At 67.2% G+C, this 20,378-nt stretch carries 13 protein-coding genes and 1 riboswitch; of the genes, 8 read left to right on the top strand and 5 right to left on the bottom strand.

Annotated elements, in window-relative coordinates; all coding sequences use genetic code 11:
• Positions 1-8: 8 nt before the first annotated feature.
• Positions 9-1,277, bottom strand: a complete 1,269-nt coding sequence (gene urtA, locus DKG75_RS00480; RefSeq protein ID WP_109919120.1) for an urea ABC transporter substrate-binding protein — start codon at positions 1,275-1,277, stop codon at positions 9-11.
• A 233-nt stretch (positions 1,278-1,510) separates the two neighbouring features.
• Between urtA and DKG75_RS00475 the strand changes: the two genes are divergently transcribed.
• Entirely contained in the window at positions 1,511-4,915 is a 3,405-nt protein-coding gene (locus DKG75_RS00475) for an ATP-binding protein (RefSeq protein ID WP_109919119.1), read from the top strand.
• Entirely contained in the window at positions 4,902-5,804 is a 903-nt protein-coding gene (locus DKG75_RS00470) for a response regulator transcription factor (protein ID WP_109920089.1), read from the top strand. Before DKG75_RS00475 ends, DKG75_RS00470 begins: the two co-directional genes overlap by 14 nt.
• A 4-nt stretch (positions 5,805-5,808) precedes the next feature.
• On the opposite strand, the gene DKG75_RS00465 is transcribed toward DKG75_RS00470, so the two are convergent.
• On the bottom strand, positions 5,809-6,612 hold the full coding sequence (locus DKG75_RS00465; RefSeq protein ID WP_109919118.1) for a crotonase/enoyl-CoA hydratase family protein: 804 nt from the start codon (positions 6,610-6,612) through the stop codon (positions 5,809-5,811).
• Between the two features lie 131 nt (positions 6,613-6,743).
• Here DKG75_RS00465 and DKG75_RS00460 point away from each other — a divergent pair, with 131 nt between their 5' ends.
• The 4 genes from DKG75_RS00460 to DKG75_RS00445 all read left to right on the top strand — a co-directional run bounded on the left by DKG75_RS00460 (position 6,744) and on the right by DKG75_RS00445 (position 11,681).
• On the top strand, positions 6,744-8,000 hold the full coding sequence (locus tag DKG75_RS00460; protein ID WP_109920088.1) for an Hsp70 family protein: 1,257 nt from the start codon (positions 6,744-6,746) through the stop codon (positions 7,998-8,000).
• Positions 8,001-8,009: 9 nt separating this feature from the next.
• Positions 8,010-8,357, top strand: coding sequence for a winged helix-turn-helix domain-containing protein (locus tag DKG75_RS00455; protein WP_109919117.1), 348 nt, complete (start codon positions 8,010-8,012; stop codon positions 8,355-8,357).
• Positions 8,358-8,408: 51 nt separating this feature from the next.
• A riboswitch (cobalamin riboswitch) is annotated at positions 8,409-8,631 on the top strand.
• Positions 8,632-8,826: 195 nt separating this feature from the next.
• A complete protein-coding gene (locus DKG75_RS00450; RefSeq protein WP_243746510.1) occupies positions 8,827-10,605 on the top strand; it encodes a ribonucleoside-diphosphate reductase subunit alpha in 1,779 nt (592 codons plus the stop codon).
• Complete coding sequence (locus DKG75_RS00445) at positions 10,596-11,681, top strand: ribonucleotide-diphosphate reductase subunit beta (protein WP_109919115.1); 1,086 nt, start codon at positions 10,596-10,598, stop codon at positions 11,679-11,681. The genes DKG75_RS00450 and DKG75_RS00445 overlap by 10 nt, the downstream gene beginning before the upstream one ends.
• Here DKG75_RS00445 and DKG75_RS00440 read toward each other — a convergent pair whose 3' ends face one another.
• The 3 genes from DKG75_RS00440 to DKG75_RS00430 form a co-directional block, all read right to left on the bottom strand.
• Positions 11,682-12,539, bottom strand: coding sequence for an urea carboxylase-associated family protein (locus DKG75_RS00440; RefSeq protein WP_109919114.1), 858 nt, complete (start codon positions 12,537-12,539; stop codon positions 11,682-11,684).
• Complete coding sequence (locus DKG75_RS00435; protein WP_109919113.1) at positions 12,536-16,138, bottom strand: hydantoinase B/oxoprolinase family protein; 3,603 nt, start codon at positions 16,136-16,138, stop codon at positions 12,536-12,538. Before DKG75_RS00435 ends, DKG75_RS00440 begins: the two co-directional genes overlap by 4 nt.
• Before the next feature lie 296 nt (positions 16,139-16,434).
• Positions 16,435-17,424 (bottom strand): aldo/keto reductase, encoded by a 990-nt coding sequence (locus DKG75_RS00430; protein ID WP_109919112.1) that lies wholly within the window; start codon positions 17,422-17,424, stop codon positions 16,435-16,437.
• A gap of 415 nt (positions 17,425-17,839) precedes the next feature.
• On the opposite strand from DKG75_RS00430, the gene DKG75_RS00425 reads away from it, so the two are divergent.
• Both DKG75_RS00425 and DKG75_RS00420 read left to right on the top strand, forming a co-directional pair.
• On the top strand, positions 17,840-19,042 hold the full coding sequence (locus DKG75_RS00425) for an NAD(P)-dependent alcohol dehydrogenase (RefSeq protein ID WP_109919111.1): 1,203 nt from the start codon (positions 17,840-17,842) through the stop codon (positions 19,040-19,042).
• 101 nt (positions 19,043-19,143) lie between these two features.
• Complete coding sequence (locus tag DKG75_RS00420) at positions 19,144-20,331, top strand: (R)-mandelonitrile lyase (protein WP_109919110.1); 1,188 nt, start codon at positions 19,144-19,146, stop codon at positions 20,329-20,331.
• Positions 20,332-20,378: the final 47 nt, after the last annotated feature.

The raw sequence follows: 20,378 nt of genomic DNA, 5'->3' as shown, positions 1-20,378 counted from the left end.
CGCAAGGCTTATTGGTAGCCGGCGGGGAACGGGTTCGGTTCCACCAGGTCGGCGGTCTCATAGACCACGTCGTATTGGCCGTCCTTGCGGACGCGGCCGACGCGGGTCTTCGACCACAGGTGATGGTTCTCGTGGATGCGGACGTAGCCTTCGGGGGCTTCTTTGAACTCGATCCCGGGCGAGGCCGCCGCCACCTTGTCGATATCGAAAGAGCCGGCCTTCTCGACCGTCGCCTTCCACAGCCAGGGACCGAGATAGGCGGCCTGGGTAACGTCACCGATCACGATGTCCTTGCCCCACATGGCCTTGAAGGCTTCGACGAACTTCTTGTTGTTCTCGTTGTCGAGGGACTGGAAATACTTCATGCAGGCATAGGCGCCGACGATGTTCTCGCCGCCGATGCCGAGGATCTCGTCCTCGGTAACCGAGATGGTCAGCAGGGTCTGCTTGTTCTCGAGGTCGAAGCCGGCGGCCTTCAGCTGCTTGTAGAAGGCGACGTTGGAACCGCCGACGATGATCGCATAGATCACATCGGGCTTCTTCAGCTTGATCTTGTTGATGACCGAGTTGAACTGGGTGTGGCCGAGCGGGAAATATTCCTCGCCCACCACTTCGAGCTTCTGGAAATTCTCGATGTGCTTCCGCGCGATCTTATTCGAGGTGCGCGGCCAGATATAGTCGGAGCCGAGCAGGTAGAAGGTCTTCGCGCCCTTCTCCTTCACCACCCAGTCGAGGCCGGCGATGATCTGCTGGGTCGCCTCCTGGCCGGTGTAGATGACGTTCTTCGACTGTTCGAGACCTTCATAGAAGGTCGGGTAGTAGAGCATGCCGTTGTATTGCTCGAAGACCGGCAGCACCGCCTTGCGGCTGGCCGAAGTCCAGCAGCCGAAGACCGAGGCGCATTTGTCGTTGACCAGCAGTTTCTTCGCCTTTTCGGCGAAGGTCGGCCAGTCGGACGCGCCGTCCTCCTGGATGTATTTGATCTTGCGGCCGAGCACGCCGCCCGCGGCGTTGATCTGCTCGATCGCCAGCTTTTCCGCCTGCACCGACCCGGTTTCCGAGATCGCCATGGTGCCGGTCACCGAATGCAGGATGCCGACCGTCACCTCGGTATCCGTGACCGCAAGGCCGGTGGTGTTGACGCCGTCGGCCGCGAAGCCGGCGCGCGGGGCGCCGCCGAAGGCCGCGACCGCGGGCAGCGCCGCCATGCCCTTCAGCAACTGCCGGCGCAGCGGCGAAGTCAGGCCCTTCTGTTCATTGGTATCGTCGGCAGCCATACGCCCCTCCTGTCAGTGATCCCTGTCAGATCCGATCGGGACTTGCGTCCCTGCGAGGCGATGGTCAGATTTTTTTGTGCATCGCAACCATACGCAGAACTGCGTATTTGCAGCGCAGCAATGACGCATCACTCTTGCGTCATGTCGCGGTCGATGGGGCGCCGCCGGCATTGCGTATCAAGCGCGGGACATGCGTATCTTGTTGGCACGTTGCGTAACCGAGGGGCCAGGGGATGTCGGCACGACAGCGCATCGTCCGGGTGCGCCGCCAGTATAATCAGTGGGTCGCGAACCAGACCCTGGAAGACTACGCCCTGCGCTTCACCGCCAAGGGGGCCCGCCGCTGGTCGTCGTTCCGTGTCGCCAATACCGCCCTCGGCGCCATTTCCTTCCTGGCGCTCGAAGCGATCGGCGGCGCCATCACCCTCTCCTACGGCTTCTCGAACGCGACCCTGGCGATCCTCGTCGTCGGCCTGCTGATCTTCCTGACCGGGGTGCCCATTTCCTATTACGCCGCGCGTTACGGTGTCGATATCGATCTTCTCACCCGCGGTGCGGGTTTCGGCTATATCGGCTCGACCTTGACGTCGCTGATCTATGCCTCCTTCACCTTCATCTTCTTTGCGATCGAGGCGGCGATCATGGCGCTCGCGCTCGAGATGCTGTTCGGCCTGCCGCCCTCGCTCGGCTATATCGTCTGCGCCCTGGCCGTTATCCCTGTGGTTACCCACGGCATCACCTGGATCAGCCGGGTGCAGATGTGGACACAGCCGTTCTGGATCGTGCTGCACCTGATGCCCTTCGCCTTCCTGATCTTTTCGGGCGGCGAGATCTTCGGCGACTGGAAGTCCCATACCGGGCGCCACGGCCCGGCCGACGGCGGCCTCGACCTCATCGCCTTCGGCCTTGCCGCCTCGGTCATCTTTTCCCTGGTCGCGCAGATCGGCGAACAGGTCGACTTCCTGCGCTTCCTGCCGGCGGCGCCGAAGACCCGGCGGGAGAAGTTCGGCTGGTGGGCCGGGCTGCTGGCCGCGGGGCCGGGGTGGATCGTGCTCGGCGTCCTCAAGATGCTGGCGGGATCCTTGCTGGCGGTGCTGTGCCTCCGCCACGGCATCGCGGTCGAACAGGCGGCGGAGCCGACCCAGATGTATCTGGTCGCCTTCGGCACCATGTTCGACGATCCGGGGGTCGCACTTGGCGTCACCGGCGCCTTCGTCGTGCTGTCGCAGTTCAAGATCAATGTGACCAATGCCTACGCCGGCTCGATCGCCTGGTCGAATTTCTTCTCGCGCCTGACCCACAGCCACCCGGGCCGGGTGGTCTGGCTGGTGTTCAACGTGGCGATCGCCCTGCTCCTGATGGAACTGGGCATCTATCACGCGCTGGAACGCATCCTCGGGCTCTATTCGGTGATCGCGATCGCCTGGGTCGGGGCGATCGTGTCCGACCTCGTGATCAACAAGCCGCTCGGCCTGTCGCCGAAACACATCGAATTCAAGCGCGCCCATCTCTACGACATCAACCCGGTCGGCGTCGGCTCCATGCTGATCGCGACGGGCGTGGCCTCGATCGCCCTGTTCGGCCTGTTCGGGGCCGAGATGCAGGCCCTTGCCCCCTTTCTCGCCCTCTTCGTCGCCTTTTCCACCGCGCCGGTGATCGCCTGGGTCACCAAGGGCCGCTATTACATCGCCCGCACGCCGCGGCGGAACTGGCGGGCCCGGCAATCGATCGCCTGCTGTATCTGCGAGCATAGGTTCGAGCCCGAGGATATGGCTTTCTGCCCCGCCTATGGCGGGCCGATCTGTTCCCTGTGCTGCTCGCTCGACGCCCGCTGCCACGACGGCTGCAAGGACAAGGCCCGCATCCCGGACCAGATTCTCGCCCTGCTCGGCACCATCATGCCGGCCCGCCTGGTCGACCGGCTGAATTCCCGCCTCGGCCATTATATCGGCATGCAGGCGATCGCGGCCGGGGTGATCGGCCTCACCCTGTGGCTGGTCTATTACCAGGGCACGCTGGACAGCGGCGGGCATAATCCGGCCCTCGCCAGCATGATGTGGTCGATCTTCTTCATCCTCTTCATCATCACCGGGGTCGCCGCCTGGCTCTTCGTCCTCGCCCAGGAAAGCCGCCATGTCGCGGAAGAGGAATCCGGCCGCCAGACCACCCTGCTGATGCAGGAGATCGAGGCCCACAAGGTCACCGACGCCAAGCTGCAAAAGGCCAAGGAAGCGGCCGAGAACGCCAATCTGGCCAAGACCCGCTATGTCGTCGGCATCAGCCACGAATTGCGCACGCCGCTGAACGCGATCTTCGGCTATGCCCAGTTGCTCGACCGCGATCCCGCCATGCCGCCCCACCGCCAGGATGCGGTGAAGGTGATCCGGCGCAGCGCCGAGCACCTGACCGGGCTGATCGAGGGCCTGCTCGACATCTCGAAGATCGAGGCCGGCCGCCTGCACCTGCACCGCGACGAGGTACAGACCGACGAATTCCTGGACCAGATCGTCGGCATGTTCCGGCTCCAGGCCCAGGGCAAGGGTATCGACTTCATCTTCGAGAAAGCCCCGACCCTGCCCGCCGTCGTCTTCACCGACGAGAAGCGCCTGCGCCAGATCCTGATCAACCTTCTCTCCAACGCGATCAAATTCACCCGCCACGGCCATGTCGCGCTGCGCATCCGGTTCCGCGATCCGATGGCGGAATTCGAGGTGGTGGATACGGGCATCGGCATCCACCCGGACGACATCGGCCGCATCTTCGATCCCTTCGAGCGGGGCCGGCAGCCGAATGCCTTCGCCTCCCTCGGCACCGGCCTCGGCCTTACCATCACCAAATTGCTGACCGAGATCATGGGCGGCGAGATTTCGGTCTCCTCCGTCTTCGGCAAGGGCACTTTGTTCAAGGTCCGCCTGCTGCTCTCGACCTCGGGCAAGCCGGTCGAGGAGCGCGAGCGCGACCCGGTGATCCGCGGCTATCTGGGCCCGGTGCGCACGGTGCTGGTCGCCGACGACGAGGCGGATCACCGCGAATTGATCCAGGATTCGCTTTCGCCCGTCGGCTTCACCGTGTTCGGCGCGGCGGACGGCACCTCGTGCATCGAGCTTGCCGCGGTCGCCCGGCCCGACCTCGTCCTGCTCGATATTTCGATGCCGGACATGAACGGCTGGGAGGTGGCGCACCGCCTGCGCGAGACCGCCGCGGCCGGGGACTGGCGCCCGCGCATCGTCATGGTCTCGGCCAATGCCAATGAATACCGCCCGGGCGGCGACCCGGACGACCCGCACGATGCCTTCCTGGTCAAGCCCGTCCACCTGCGCCGCCTGTTCGAGACCATCGGCCGGGTCCTGAACCTGTCCTGGACCCATGAGGCGGCGTCGCCCGCCGCCATCGCCGGCCCGCCCCGTTTCGACGCGGCCGCCCTGCCGCCCGCCCGCCATCTGCAAGACCTGCTGAAACTGGGCGAGATCGGCTATGTCCGCGGCATCCGCGCCAAGCTGGACGAGATCGACCAGCAACACCCACAGGCCCTGGCCTTCACGACCGCGCTGCGGTCCATGGTGAGAGGATTCGCCCTCGATGAATACATGGACACCCTACGCCGCCTATCGACCGGTGGACCCCATGACGGCCCGTGACATCGTCCTCGTCGTCGACGACAGCCCGGGCACCCTCGGCATGCTGACCGATGCGATCGAGGAAGCGGGCCTGACCGTCCTCGTCGCCGTCGCCGGCCAGGCCGCCCTGTCGCTGGTCGAGAAGATCACGCCGGACGTCATCCTGCTCGATGCGGTCATGCCGGGCATGAACGGCTTCGAGACCTGCCGCCACCTGAAGCGCATCCCGGCCATCGCCCATGTTCCCGTCATCTTCATGACCGGGCTGTCCGAGACCGAGCACATCGTCTCGGGCTTTGCTGCCGGCGGGGTGGATTATGTCACCAAGCCGATCGCGCCCGACGAACTGGTGGCGCGGATCCGCGTCCATCTCGCCAATGCCCGGCTGACGCAAAGCGCGCGGGCGGCCCTCGACGCCACCGGGCGCTATCTCCTCGGGGTCGATCCGGCCGGCCGGATCCTGTGGTCGACGCCCCAGGCCGCGCGCCTGCTCTCCGCCGACGGTGGCGCCGGCCGCCTTTCGGCCGAGGCGGTGCACTGGGTGGCGCAACTGGCGGCGGGCGACAATGCGCCGCCCCGCTTCACCCCGCCGGCGATCGCCGGGCGCAAGCTGCAATTCGGCTTCGTCGGCCGCACCGGGGCCCAGGAACTGCTGCTGCAACTGGCCGAACTGGACCAGCCGGCCCAGGAAATCGTGCTGCGCGACAAGCTCGGCCTGACCGCGCGCGAGGGCGAGGTGCTGATGTGGCTGGCGCGCGGCAAATCCAACCGCGACATCGCCGAAATCCTGGGCCTGTCGCCGCGGACGGTGAACAAGCACCTGGAAACGATCTACGACAAGCTGGGCGTCGAGAATCGCACCGCCGCCGCCATGCTGGCCCTGCGCACCCTGGAAGGCGACCGGAACTGAGCCCCTATTGCCCCTGGAACACCGGGGGCCGCTTGCCCAGCAGGGCCGCCACCGCCTCCTTGTGATCGGCGGTCGCATGGGCCAGGGCCTGAAGCGCCGCCGATTGTTCGAGGATGGGGCCGAGATCCGCGCGCCACGCCTGGCGCAGCAGGCGCTTGGTCATGCGCACCACATGGGGCGGGTTCACGGCGATCCGCCGCGCCAGGGCCTTCGCCTCGTCGATCAGCCGTTCGGCCGGCACCACTTTCGAGACCAGGCCGCAGGCCAGCGCCTCGGCCGCATCGACGGCATCGCCGGTCAGGGCCATTTCGCAAGCCTTGGCGAAGCCGACCACGCGGGGCAGCAGCCAGGCCCCGCCGTCGCCGGGAATGAGCCCGACCTTCACGAAACTTTCGGCGAAGCGCGCCCTGTCGGAGGCGATGCGCAGGTCGCACATCAAGGTCAGGTCGCAGCCCGCCCCGATCGCCGGCCCGTTCACCGCCGCGATCACCGGCACTTCCAGCGCCTCGAAGGCGAGCGGCAATTGCTGGATACCATAGCGGTAATTGCGCCGGGTTTCCGCCGGCAGGGCATGGTTCAGGCCACCCTGTTCCCCCATCGCCTTCAGGTTGCCGCCGGACGAAAAGGCCGAGCCCGCCCCGGTGAGAATGGCGACCCGAACGCTCATGTCCGCTTCCAGCCGGCGCAACACGGCGAGCAGGGCCTCGATCACCTCCTGGTCGGAAATCGGGTTGCGTGCCTCGGGGCGGTTCAGGGTGATGGTGGCGATGCCCTCGGCATCGCAGTCCAGAAGCACGGAATCGGACAAGACGGGCTCCTCCTCGGCCGTGTCGGCCGGCCGTTCAGCGATTGCATCTTGCCCGCCGGCAGCCGAAACGCCAAGATCGGGGCCGACGCGGCCCCCCCATCCGGGGCCGTTTGCTTTTCGGGGCCCGGGTCATGTCAGCGTCTTTCTGCGGGTTGGATTTCGGGACGTCGAATTCGACGGTGGGGATCGTCTCGGGCAATGGCTTTGCGCTTTGCCCGCTGGAGGGGGAGCAGGTCACCCTGCCCAGCTCGATCTTCTTCGACTATGAGGAGCACCGCGCCCGCTTCGGCCGCGACGGCACCGCCGCCTATATCGACGGCACCGAGGGCCGGTTGCTGCGGGCGCTGAAAAGCGTGCTCGGCTCGTCGCTGATCGAGGAAACCACCCAGGTCAACCGCCGCCAGGTGCCGGTGCGCGACATCATCGGCCTGTTTCTGCGCCACCTGAAGCATTGCGCCGAAGCCCGCCTGGGGCGCGAGATCGACCAGGTGGTGCTGGGCCGCCCGGTCCGCTTCGTCGATCACGACGACGAGGCGGACCGGCGGGCCGAGGCGGAACTGGTCGCCATCGCCCGGGCGCAAGGCTTCCGCCACATCGAGTTGCAGTTCGAGCCGGTGGCCGCCGCCCTCGACTACGAACAGGCGGTCACGCGTGAGGAATTGGCGCTGATCGTCGATCTGGGCGGCGGCACCTCGGATTTCGCCGTCACCCGCCTGTCGCCCGCCCATGCCCGGCAGGCGGACCGGGGGACGGATATCCTCGGCCGCGCCGGCGTCCATATCGGCGGCACGGATTTCGACCGCCGCCTGAGCCTTGCCCATGCCATGCCGGAACTGGGGCTGAACGTCCTGATCGGGCCGAAGAAACTGCCCATGCCGATCCGGCTGTACCAGGATCTCGCCACCTGGCATCGCATCCCCTCGCTCTATACCGCGTCGAACATGAATTATCTCCGCTCCATCCGCCCCCAGGCGGACCGGCCGGACCTGATCGACCGCCTGATGGAACTGCTGCGGGAACGCAACGGCCACCGGCTGGCCAGCGCGGTCGAGGCGGGAAAGATCGCTCTGTCCGCCCGGGAAGAAGCCGCCATCGACCTGCCCTTCCACCAGCCCCTGCCGGTGACCGTCACCCGCGCCGACCTCGAGGCGGCGCTCGCCCCCGACATCGCCGCGATCATCCGCGGCATCGACGAATGCCTGGCGCTTGCCGGCATCGGGGGCGAGGCTATTCAATCGGTCTTCCTCACCGGGGGCTCGACCGCCATCCCGGCGATCCGCCGCCGCATCCTGGCCCATCTGCCCGGGGCACGGCCGGTCGAGGGGGATATTTTCGGCAGCGTCGGCCTTGGCCTTGCCATCGATGCCGCGCGCCGCTTCGGCCGCTGAGAGGACGCCATGCCCCACTTCAAGATCAGGCTCTATTTCGACGACGACAGCTGGCTCGGCCCCGGCAAGATCGAGCTTCTGGAACGGATCGCGGCGGCAGGGTCGATCGCCGCCGCGAGCCGCGAGATGAACATGTCCTACAAGCGCGCCTGGGACCTGGTCGCCGAGATGAACCGCATCTTCGGCCAGCCCGTGGTCAGCGCCCAGATGGGCGGCCGGCACGGCGGCGGCGCCGAACTCACCCCGCTCGGCCGCTGCCTGATCGCGCGTTTCCGCGCCATCGAGGCGACATGCAACGCCACCGCCGCCGCCGAGATCGACGCCATCGAAGCCCTGCGGCAGCCCGCGGCTTCATAAAATCGCCACACCGGCCCCATTCAGCCCCTTGACGATTCAGCCCGACCGACCACAAGATGTTGTCAGCGTGGCACCCCGGAACACCATATTCGGGGTAGAGGGAATTCGGTAGCGGGCCTTTCGCCCTCGATGCCGAAGCCGCCCCCGCGACTGTAAGCGGCGAGCCGCCGTCGACGAAAGCCACTGGGCAAGCCGGTTTCCGGGGCGCCTGGGAAGGCAGACGGAGGGGCATCGACCCGCGAGCCAGGAGACCGGCCACGCTGCATATGTTGTCCACGGGCGGGGTGCTCCGGGGGGATTGCGACGGCCGAAGCTGATTCGGACGAAGGCTCCCCGACTCTGCCGAAATCCTGGGGGAATGCCGGTGTCGCTGCCAGCCTTTGAAATCACGCGCAAGGATCAACTGGCCGCGACCACGCCCGCCCCCGCCGCCAAAGCCGCGCCCGCGCCGCGCCCTGCCCCCGCGCTGGTGCCGCGCCGCCCGCTGCCTGCCGACCTGAAACTGGTGCGGTCGCGCGATGCCAAGCTCACCGCCTTCGGCAAGGCGACCCTGGACGACCGCTACCTGATGCCGGGCGAATCGTATCAGGACCTGTTCGCCCGCGTCGCCTGCGCCTATGCCGACGACGCCGACCACGCCCAGCGCATCTACGACGCCATCTCGAACCTGTGGTTCATGCCGGCGACACCCATTCTTTCCAACGGCGGCACCACCCGCGGCCTGCCCATTTCCTGCTTCCTGAACACGGTGTCCGACAGCCTGGACGGCATCGTCGGCACCTGGAACGAGAATGTGGCACTCGCCTCCAACGGCGGCGGCATCGGCACCTATTGGGGCCAGGTGCGTTCCATCGGCGAGCCGGTGAAGGGCTGCGGCGAGACCTCCGGCATCATTCCCTTCATCCATGTCATGGATGCGCTCACCCTCGCGATCTCCCAAGGCTCGCTGCGCCGGGGCTCGGCCGCGGTCTATCTCGACGTGCATCACCCGGAGATCGAGGAATTCCTCGAAATCCGCAAGTCGTCCGGCGACTTCAACCGCAAGGGCCTGAACCTGCACCACGGCATCAATATCACCGATGCCTTCATGGACGCGGTGAAGGCGGGCGAGAAATTCCCCCTGATCAGCCCGAAGTCGGGCGAAGTCATGCGTCACATCGATGCCCGGCAATTGTGGCAGCGCATCCTGGAAACCCGGTTGCAGACCGGCGAACCCTATCTCCTCTTCATCGATACGGTGAATCGGGCGGTGCCCAAGCACCAGCGCGACCTGGGGCTGAAGGTCTCGACCTCCAACCTCTGTTCCGAGATCACCCTGCCGACCGGCATCGACCACCGGGGCGAGGACCGCACCGCCGTGTGCTGCCTGTCGTCCCTGAACATCGAGACTTACGACGAATGGCGTGACGAGGAGGGCCTGATCGAAGACGTGATGCGTTTCCTCGACAATGTCCTGACCGATTTCATCGACAATGCGCCCCCGACCATGGCGCGGGCCACCTATGCCGCGATGCGCGAGCGGTCGGTCGGGCTCGGGGTCATGGGCTTCCACTCCTTCCTGCAATCGAAGGGCATTCCCTTCGAAAGCGCCATGGCGAAGTCGTGGAACATGCGCATCTTCAAGAAGATCCGCCAGGAGGCCGACGCCGCCTCGGTGCTGCTGGCCGAGGAGCGCGGCGCCTGCCCGGATGCAGCGGAACGCGGCCTGAAGGCCCGCTTCAGCCACAAGATCGCCATCGCCCCGACCGCCTCGATCAGCATCATCTGCGGCGGGACCTCGGCCTGCATCGAGCCGATCCCGGCCAATATCTACAACCACAAGACCCTGTCCGGCGCCTTCGTGGTGCGCAATCCCTATCTGACCGACCTATTGGCCGAAAAGGGCCTGGATACCCAGGAAACCTGGACCTCGATCCTCGAACACGAAGGCTCGGTCCAGCACCTGGAGGGTCTCGACGAGCACGAGAAGGCCGTGTTCCGCACCGCCTTCGAGATCGACCAGCGCTGGCTGGTGGAACTCGCCGCGGATCGCGCCCCCTTCATCTGCCAGAGCCAGTCGCTGAACCTCTATATCCCCGCCGATGCCGACAAATGGGACCTGCACATGCTGCATTGGTCGGCCTGGGCCAAGGGCATCAAGAGCCTTTACTACTGCCGGTCCAAGTCGGTCAGCCGGGCCGGTTTCGCCGGCAAGCTGGAAGCGCCCGCGGCGCGCAAGGATTATGAGGAGTGCCTCGCATGTCAGTGACCGGGATCGGCCACCTCGACCCCCGCAGCCTGATCGGCAGCGGGCGCGTCGGCCTGCTCACCTCGACCGGGACCTATGACGTCGAGCGCTACCCCTGGGCCTATGAGTGCTGGAAGCGCCAGCAGCAGACCCATTGGATGGGCGAGGAAGTGCCGCTCGGCGCCGACATCAAGGACTGGACCTCGGACCGGGTGACGGACGAGGAACGCGCCCTGCTGACCCAGATCTTCCGCTTCTTCACGCAAAGCGACGTCGAGGTCGGCGACAATTACATGAAGCGCTATCTGCCGATCTTCCAGCCGCTGGAAGTGCAGATGATGCTGGGCGCCTTCACCAATATGGAGACGGTGCATATCGATGCCTATGCCCTGCTGCTGAAGACGCTGGGCATGCCGAAGACCGAATTCGCCGCCTTCCGCGACTATGCCGCCATGCGCGACAAGGCGGATTACATGCACACGTTCGGCGTCGGCACCGTCGCCGACGTGTCGCGCACGCTGGCCATGTTCGGGGCCTTCACCGAAGGCATGGCGCTCTTCGCCTCCTTCGCCATGCTCCTGAACTTCCCGCGCCACAACAAGATGAGCGGCATGGGCCAGATCGTCTCGTGGTCGGTGCGCGACGAATCCTTGCATTGCGAAGGCATCATCCGCCTGTTCCACGAATGGAACGCCGAGACCGGCTGCCTGACCAAGGCGGTGAAGGACGATATCGTCGACGTCGCCCGGACCATGGTCGGCCTGGAGGAGAAATTCATCGATCTCGCCTTCGGCATCGGCGGCATCAAGGGCATGACGCCGGAAGACATCAAAGCCTATGTCCGCTATGTCGCCGACTGGCGCCTGACCCAATTGCGCCTGACCCCGGTCTATGGCCATTTCGAGGCGGTCGACGGCAGCTACCGGCAGTTGAAGGCGCATCCCCTGCCCTGGCTGGTCGAGATCCTGAACGGCGTCGAACACGCCAATTTCTTCGAACAGCGCGCCACCGAATATTCGAAGGGTGCCAGCCGCGGCACCTGGGACGGCGCCGACGGCGTCTGGGCCAATTTCGAGCGGATCGTCAACGCCGCCTGATCATTCCCCCACCCCCGCCCAGGGGCCCTGCTCGGCCTTGAAGCCGTGAAAGCCCCGATAGGGGGCGCGTTCCGGCGGTTTCCAGCCCGCCAGCAGCGCGGGGTCGAGACGATAGACCTCGACCCCGAGGGGCCGGCAGACATCGAGGGGATCGCGCGCCTCCGGCCCCCAGAGCGGCACCGAGAGGTCGCCGCCGGGACAGGCCGAAAGCGCGCAGAGCAGGTCGATCTCCGCGAAGAATTCCAGGTGGTCGCCCGGCCGCGCCGGGCAATAGCGCATGAAATACTTGTCCTCGTGATTGAGGCCGGTGCATTGGAAGACGTTCAGCACGTCATGCACGTCGAACTCGGTCAGGCCGTGGGGAAAGACCGCCCGGCACAGGTTCGAATGGCAGTGGAAGTGGAAATCCTCGCCGGTCAGCAGGCGGTTGACGTAAGGGTCGCAGCGCGTGCCCAGCAGGTCGTGCACCCGCCCGCCGTAGTCGTCCACGCCATAGCCCGCCAAGGTGTCGCTGGTGATCGTCGCCAGCGGGCGCAGGAACGGCAGGTTGGACCATAGCCGGTCGTAGGTGGTGACATGGGCCGCCTGCAATTGCCGGGTGCGCGACGCCCAGAAGCGTTCCCGGGGATCGCGGGCGTTCCAGATATTGAGGTCGCCGACCTGCGGCCCTTCGACCGTCAGGATGCGGAAGACGTGGCCCGCCGGCACTTCCCAGGCTTGGGCGCTGCGGATCGGGATTTCGAAGGCCTGGACCCGTTCCCGCTCCCCGGCCCGGGCGATGCGGTCGTAGAAGGCGCGGTCGACGTCGAGCGCGCCGCCGCGCGTGACCTGATAGGCGGCGGGGAAATTCCTGGTCATCCGTTCGCTCCCGTCTTCGCCGCCGCCCCGAAGCCGCCGGGCGTCGGGGTTTCGATGGTGACCGCATCGCCCGGCGCCAGCACGGTCTGGGCGCAACCGGGCAGGTCTTCGAGCGTGCCGTCATGGCGCCGCACCCGGTTGCGGCCGGTGCGGCCCGGCTCGCCGCCGTCGAGGCCGAAGGGGGCGACCACGCGCCGGCCCGACAGGATGGCGCAGTCCATGGTCTCGATGAACCGAAGGGTGCGCCGCGTACCGTCGCCGCCGTGCCAGCGCCCGCGGCCGCCGCTGCCGCGCATGATGCTGAACTCCTCCAGGACCACGGGGAAGCGGGTTTCCAGGATTTCCGGATCGGTCAGGCGTGAATTGGTCATATGGGTCTGGACCGCGGCGGCACCGTCGAAGCCCCGGCCGGCCGGGGCGCCGGAACAGATGGTTTCGTAATATTGGTAACGCGCGTTGCCGAAGGTCAGGTTGTTCATCGTCCCCTGCCCGGCCGCCAATGCGCCGAGTGCCGCGAACAGCGCATCGACCACCAATTGGCTGACCTCGACATTACCGGCGACCACCGCCGCCGGATAGCGCGGCGACAGCATGGAACCGGGTGGGACCACGAGGCGGATCGGCCGGAGGCAGCCGGCATTCATCGGGATCGGCTCGTTCACCACGGTGCGGAAGACATAGAGCACGGCCGCCCGCGTCACCGGTTCGGGCGCATTGAAATTGTCGCCGCGCTGGGCCGAGGTGCCGGTGAAATCGACCGTCGCCGCCCGCGCCGCGCGGTCGACGGTGATGCGCACCCGGATCACGCTGCCGTCGTCGGTCGCCACCTCGAAGCTGCGGTCCGCCGCCATGCGATCGATCACGCGGCGGACACTTTCGGCCGCATTGTCCTGGACATGGCCCATATAGGCCCGGACCACGTCGAGGCCGAAATGGCGCACCATGCGGTGCAATTCCTGGGCGCCCTTGGCATTGGCCGCGACCTGGGCCTTCAGGTCGTTGATATTCTGTTCGGGGTTGCGTGCCGGATAGGGCGGCCGGACCAGCAGGTCGCGCACCGCCTGCTCGCGGAAGGCATCGTTCTCGACCAGCTTGAAATTGTCGATATAGATCCCCTCCTCCTCGATGGTCGTGGCCAGCGGGGACATGGAACCGGGGGCGATGCCGCCGATATCGGCGTGGTGGCCGCGGCTGGCGACCCAGAACAGGATTTCCGCCCCGCCCTCGTCGAAGACCGGGGAACAGACGGTGACATCGGGCAGATGGGTGCCGCCGCTGTAGGGCGCGTTCAGGACGAAAGCGTCGCCCGGCCGGATCGCCGCATTCCGCGCGATGATCGACATGACCGACTGGTCCATGGAGCCGAGATGCACCGGCATATGGGGCGCATTGGCGACCAGATGGCCGTCGCGATCGAAGACGGCGCAGGAAAAGTCGAGCCTTTCCTTGATGTTCACCGAAAAGGCGGTGTTCTGCAGCGTCGCCCCCATCTGTTCGGCAATCGACATGAACAGATTGTTGAAAATCTCCAGCATCACCGGGTCCGCCGTGGTGCCGACGGCCTGGGCCGCCGGGCGGGCCGCGATACGGTGCAGAATGACGAAATCATCCGCCGTCACCCCGGCCTGCCAGCCGGGCTCGACGACGACGGTCTGATGCGCTTCGATCAGCAGGGCCGGGCCGGCGACCCGGGCGCCCGCGCCCAGGGCTTCCCGCCGGAAGATACCGGCCGCGTGCCACGCGCCGCCGGAATAGAAACGGGTTTCCGCCGCCGGCGCCACCGGGCCGCCGGCCGCCGCCGGCGCGGCGACATCGGCGGGATCGGCGCCATGGCCGATCGCCTCGACCGAGATCGCCTCGATCACCAGGGGTTTGTCGTTGTCGATGAAGCCGAAGCGCGCCCGATGCGCCGCCTCGAACGCCGCCCGCATCGCCCCCGGCAGGTCGTAGGGGACGGCAAGCGTACTGTCCGAGCCCTGGTAGCGGACCAGGGCCTGGACCACGACCTCGATCGCCGCCGGCCACACGCCCTGGTCCGCCACCTGTTCGCGGACCTCGGCGGCCAATTCGTCGATCAGGTCTTCGAGATCGGTTTCGAGGCCCTGCTGCACCGTGCGCTGGCGGCTGGCGCGGATATCGGCCAGGCCCATGCCATAGGCGGACAACAGGCCGGAGAAGGGATGGATCAGGATGGTCTCGATGCCCAGCGTATCGGCGACGAGGCAGGCATGCTGGCCGCCGGCGCCGCCGAAACATTGCAGGGCGTAACCGCTGACATCATGGCCGCGCTGGACCGAGATCTGCTTGATCGCATTGGCCATGTTCTCGACCGCGAGGCGGATGAAACCGTCCGCGACCGCCGCCGCCTCCCGCCCCTCGCCCATCTCGGCCGCAAGGGCGCGGAAGCGGTCGGCGACGACCTCCCGGTCCAGGGACAGGTCGCGGCCCGGGCCGAAGATGCGGGGGAAGAAACCCGGCAGCAGCTTGCCCACCATCACATTGGCATCGGTGACGGTCAGGGGCCCGCCCCGGCGATAGCTGGCGGGGCCCGGGTTGGCACCGGCGCTGTCCGGCCCGACCGTCGCCCGCAAGCCGTCGAACTTCAGGATCGAGCCGCCGCCGGCGGCAACCGTATGGATCAGCATCATGGGCGCCCGCATGCGCACCCCTGCCACCTCGGTCTCGAAGGCGCGTTCATAGTCGCCGCTGAAATGGGAGACATCGGTCGAAGTGCCGCCCATGTCGAAGCCGATCACCTGCTCGAAGCCGGCCAGGCGCGCGGTCTCGATGCAGCCGACCACGCCGCCCGCCGGGCCCGAGAGGATGGCGTCCCGGCCCTGGAACAGGCGCGCCGCGGTCAGGCCGCCGCCGGACGTCATGAACATCAGGCGGTTGTCGTCCTCGAGGCCGGGCAATTCGCCCCGCACCTGATCGACATAGCGGCGCAGGATCGGCGAGAGATAGGCATCGACCAGGGTGGTATCGCCCCGCCCCACCAGCTTGATCAGGGGGCTGACCTCGCTCGACACCGAGACCTGGGTGAAGCCGAGCGCCCGCGCCAGGGCGGCGGCCCGGCGCTCGTGGTCCGGGAAGCGATAGGCATGCATGAAGACGATGGCGCAGGCGCGGATCCCGGCCTCGAAAGCGGCGGCAAGGTCGCGGCGCAGGGCCGCCTCGTCCAGCGGGACCGCCACCGTGCCGTCGGCCAGTAGGCGCTCGTCCGCCTCGATCACCCGTTCCGACAATTGATCGGGCTTGACGATCTGAAGGGCGAAGATATCGCGCCGGGCCTGATAGCCGATCTCCAGGGCATCGCCGAAGCCCCGGGTCGTCACCAGCACCACCCGCTCGCCCTTCCGTTCCAGAAGCGCATTGGTGGCGACCGTGGTGCCCATCTTCACCGCGCCGATGGCCGCGGTATCGATGGCCGCGCCCGGCGCCCCCCCCATCAGGTCGCGGATGCCCTGGATGGCGGCATCGCGGTAAGCCTCGGGGTTTTCCGACAGCAGCTTATGGGCGAGAAGCCGGCCGTCCGGGCGGCGGGCGACGATATCGGTGAAAGTGCCGCCCCGGTCGATCCAGAAATCCCACGTGCTCACGCTCGTCCACCCTTGACCGCCACCATCCAAGGCGACGGTAGTCAAGCCCCGGAGAAATGACAACTGCCCCGCCCGGCCCCGGGGTGGAACGAAAGCCGGACGGCCCGGCAGGCATGGGAGGCCCGCCTCACATGCTCGGAAACTGCCCCCGAGTTGGAAGAACAGACGCGCCGTCTCCGGCTTTACCGTGGCGGCCGGGTGATCGAGGGGGAAGGCCAGTTCCCAGCCGCCGCCGATGCCGACAGCGCTGAGCGCGTCGCTGCGCCGTTCGCCCCCCCGGTTTCCGATGCGCCGGATCAGAGGCCCAGCATGGCCTGGAGTTGCGCCGGGTAGCGCGCCCCCTCGATATCGATTTCAGCCAGGGCCAGGCGGATGGCGGCCAGATCGGCCGCCGTCAGCGCGACATCCGCGGCACCGAGATTCTCCTCCAGCCGATGCAGCTTGGTGGTGCCGGGGATCGGGACGATCCAGGGCCGCTGCGCCAGCAGCCAGGCCAGGGCGACCTGCGCCGGTGTCGCGCTCTTCTCGCCGGCGATGCGCTTCAGCAGATCGACCAGGGCCTGGTTTCTCTCCATCGCCTCGGGGGTGAAGCGCGGCAGTATCTTGCGGAAATCATTCTCCGCGATTTTCGTGTCCTTGCCCATGGTGCCGGTCAGGAACCCCTTGCCCAGCGGGCTGTAAGGCACGAGGCCGATGCCAAGCTCCTCGCAAGTCTCGATGATGCCGTTGGTTTCCGGTCCGCGCGTCCAAAGCGAATATTCATTCTGCAAGGCCGCGACCGGATGGACGGCATGGGCCCGGCGCACGGTCTGGGCGCCGGGTTCGGACAGGCCGAAATGCCTGACCTTGCCCGCGGCGACCAGATCCTTGACCGTCCCCGCCACCTCCTCGATCGGGACATGGGGGTCGACCCGGTGCTGGTAGAACAGGTCGATGACGTCGATCCCCAGTCTTTTGAGCGACGCATCCGCGACGTGGCGGATATTTTCGGGGCGGCTGTTCGTCCCCGCCATGCGGCCGTCGACGATCTCGAAGCCGAATTTGGTGGCGATCACGACCCGGTCGCGCAGCGGGCGCAGCGCCTCGCCCACCATGTCCTCGTTGGTGAAGGGGCCATAGACCTCGGCCGTGTCGAAGAAGGTTACGCCAAGCTCGACCGCCTTGCGGATCAGGCCGATGCCTTCCTGCCGCGTCACCTTGTGGCCATAGCTGAAGTCGAGGCCCATGCAGCCGAAACCAAGGGCCGAAACCGCCAGCCCGCTCTTTCCCAGAACCCGTGTCTGCATCGCAAATCCCCTGTCCGCCGGCTTTCGCCCCGCCCGATCGGGGAACGGGGCCGATGGTGGCACCTCATGAGCCGTAACCTGAATATCACCGGCAGGGGCATTCCATTAGATCGTGCAAACGGCATGACCCTATCCCTCCGGTTCATATATGCATCCCCGCTGCAGGCCGTCCCGGGTTACCCCTGCCGGGCGCGGAAATAGGGTGCCGACCTCTTAATCCATGAATTCCCGATATAGGCGCGTTCGGCTTTGACCGTCTAATCGCCCCCTTCCCGCGACGTTAACGTCTTCGGGCCCCTTCGGGAGACTGCCCCGCTCGCCGGCGCGAAGGCAGATGGGCGCGAAAACCGTAGATGCCGAAAAACATCCACCCGCGAGAGTTCCGGACCGGCCCCGGCAGGCGAAGGGAAGACCCATGTGCGACCTATGCGGCAAAGCCCATCGAGAGAACGGCCCGACCAGCCAAAACCGGCGGAGCCTGCTGTTCGGGGGCGCGACCCTGATCGCGGCCACCCCGGCGCTGCTGGCCGGGGAGGCCCGGGCGGAACAACCCCGCCCGGCCGCCGGCGACGGCCCCTATCCGACGCGAGCCTGGGCAACGGCTGCACTCGGCGGCCCCTTCGCCCCGATCACGATCCAGCGCCGCGCCCTTGGCCCGAACGACGTCCTGCTCGATGTTCTCTATGCCGGCATCTGTCACTCCGACGTGCATACGGTGCGGGGCGATTGGGGCACGCCGCCGTTTCCCTGCGTGCCCGGTCACGAGATCGTCGGCCGCGTGGCCGCGGTGGGCAGTGCCGTGACCAAATTCAAGGCCGGCGACCTCGGCGGTGTCGGCTGCATGGTGAAGGCCTGCGGCACTTGCGCGAATTGCCTCGCCGACCGCGAACAGATCTGCCTCGACCGGGTCACCTTCACCTATGGCAGCGAGGACGATATTTCCGGCGGGCACACCTATGGCGGCTATTCGGACAGGATGGTCGTCAGGGAAAAATTCGTCATCCGCATTCCGCCGGGCATGGATCCGGTTTCGACCGCGCCGATCCTTTGCGCGGGCATCACCACCTTCTCCCCCCTCCGCCATTGGGCGGTGCGCCCCGGCCAGCGCGTCGGCGTGGTCGGGCTCGGCGGCCTTGGCCATATGGCGGTGAAACTCGCCGTGGCCCAGCGCGCGGATGTCACCGTCTTCACCACCACGCCGGGCAAGCTCGACGACGCGAAACGGCTGGGCGCAGGGGCGGCCGTGCTGTGGGACGACAAGGCGGCGATGGCGCGGCTCGCCAATGCTTTCGACCTGATCATCTCGACCGTGCCCTATGCCTTCGAGGCGCAGCCCTTCATGGACATGCTGAAACTCGATTGCACCCTGGTCAACGTGGGCCTGGGCGAGGCCCGGGGCCTCGATCCCGCCGCCATGGCCTTCGGGCGCAAGGGCCTGGCGGGTTCGATGATCGGCGGCATCGCCGAAACGCAGGAGGTCGTCGACCATTGCTTCGCCCGCGGCATCCGGCCGGATGTCGAGGTGATCCGGCCCGACCAGATCGCCGCCGCCTACGACCGGGTGGTCGGAAAGGATGTGCGCTACCGCTTCGTCATCGATTTCGCCTCGGCCCGATGAAATCCGGGCAGCGGCGGCGGGTGACGGCCGGACCGACGAGACCCAATCCGTCGGCGGGATATTCCGCCGGCGCACGCGCATGCGGGAACAAGGACCAGACCATGAAAACGATCGCGGCAGGCATTGCCATCTCGGCGCTGGCGGCAACCGGCGCGGCGGCGCAGGACGAGAAACGCCGCGTCGCGCCGCCGGCGGTCTATGATGTCGCGCCCGGCCTCGGCCACTTCACCGACGACGTGTTGTTTGGCGAAGTCTGGGAACGGGCGGATCTCGCCCCGCGCGACCGCAGCCTCGCCACACTCGCCGCCCTGGTTTCCACCGGCAAGACGGCGCAGATCGGCGGCCATGTGCGCCGGGCGCTGGACAATGGCGTGCTGCCGGCGGAAATCGGCGAATTGATCACCCATCTCGCCTTCTATTCCGGCTGGCCGAATGCCATCTCGGCCGTTACCGAAGCGAAGAAAATCTTCGACGAGCGCGGCATCGGCCCGGTCGCCGGCAGCGACCGGGCCCGGATCGAACTGGCGGCGGCGGCGGAGGCCGCCCGGGCCGGCACGGTCGATACCACCGTGGGGCCGACCGCGCCGGCCCTGGCCGACCTGACCAACCGCGTGCTGTTCGGCGATCTGTGGCGCCGGCCGGAGCTTTCCCCGCGCGACCGCAGCCTGGTGACCATGGCGGCGCTGGTCGCCATCGGCCAGCCGGAACAATTGCCGTTCCATGCCCATCGCGCCATGGACAACGGCCTGACCCGGGGGGAGGCGGCGGAACTGCTGGCCCATCTCGGCTTCTACGCCGGCTGGCCCCGGGCCATGTCGGCGGTCCCGGTGCTCCGTCAGGTCTTTGCCGCGCGCGAGGCGCCGGCCGCCCCCGCAGGCGAACTCCAGGTCCACCGCGCGACGCCCGGGGCCGGGACCAAAGGCCCGGAAGCCAATTTCACCGGCGATGTCACGATTTCCACCCGCTACCAGGGCACCGGCCCGGCCCGGATCGGCGGCGGCACGGTTTCCTTCGCGGCGGGCGCCCGCACGGCCTGGCATACCCATCCCCTGGGCCAGACGCTCTATATCGTTTCCGGCCGCGGCTGGGTTCAGCGCGAGGGCGGCCCGATCGTCGAATTCGGCCCGGGCGACGTGGTCTGGATTCCGCCCCTGGTCCGGCATTGGCATGGTGCCAGCGCCACCGAGGCGATGGTACATTTCGCCGTCGCCGAAGTCCTGGACGGCAGCGCGGTCACCTGGATGGAGAAAGTGACCGACGAACAATACCGCGCCGGCCCGCCCCGGTAAGGCGGATGCCCGCACCGCCCCGAGCCACCGAGTGCCCTGCGCCACCG

Origin of the sequence: Zavarzinia compransoris (assembly GCF_003173055.1) — a bacterium.
Taxonomy (GTDB): domain Bacteria; phylum Pseudomonadota; class Alphaproteobacteria; order Zavarziniales; family Zavarziniaceae; genus Zavarzinia; species Zavarzinia compransoris.
This window is presented reverse-complemented; position numbering and strand designations above follow the sequence as displayed.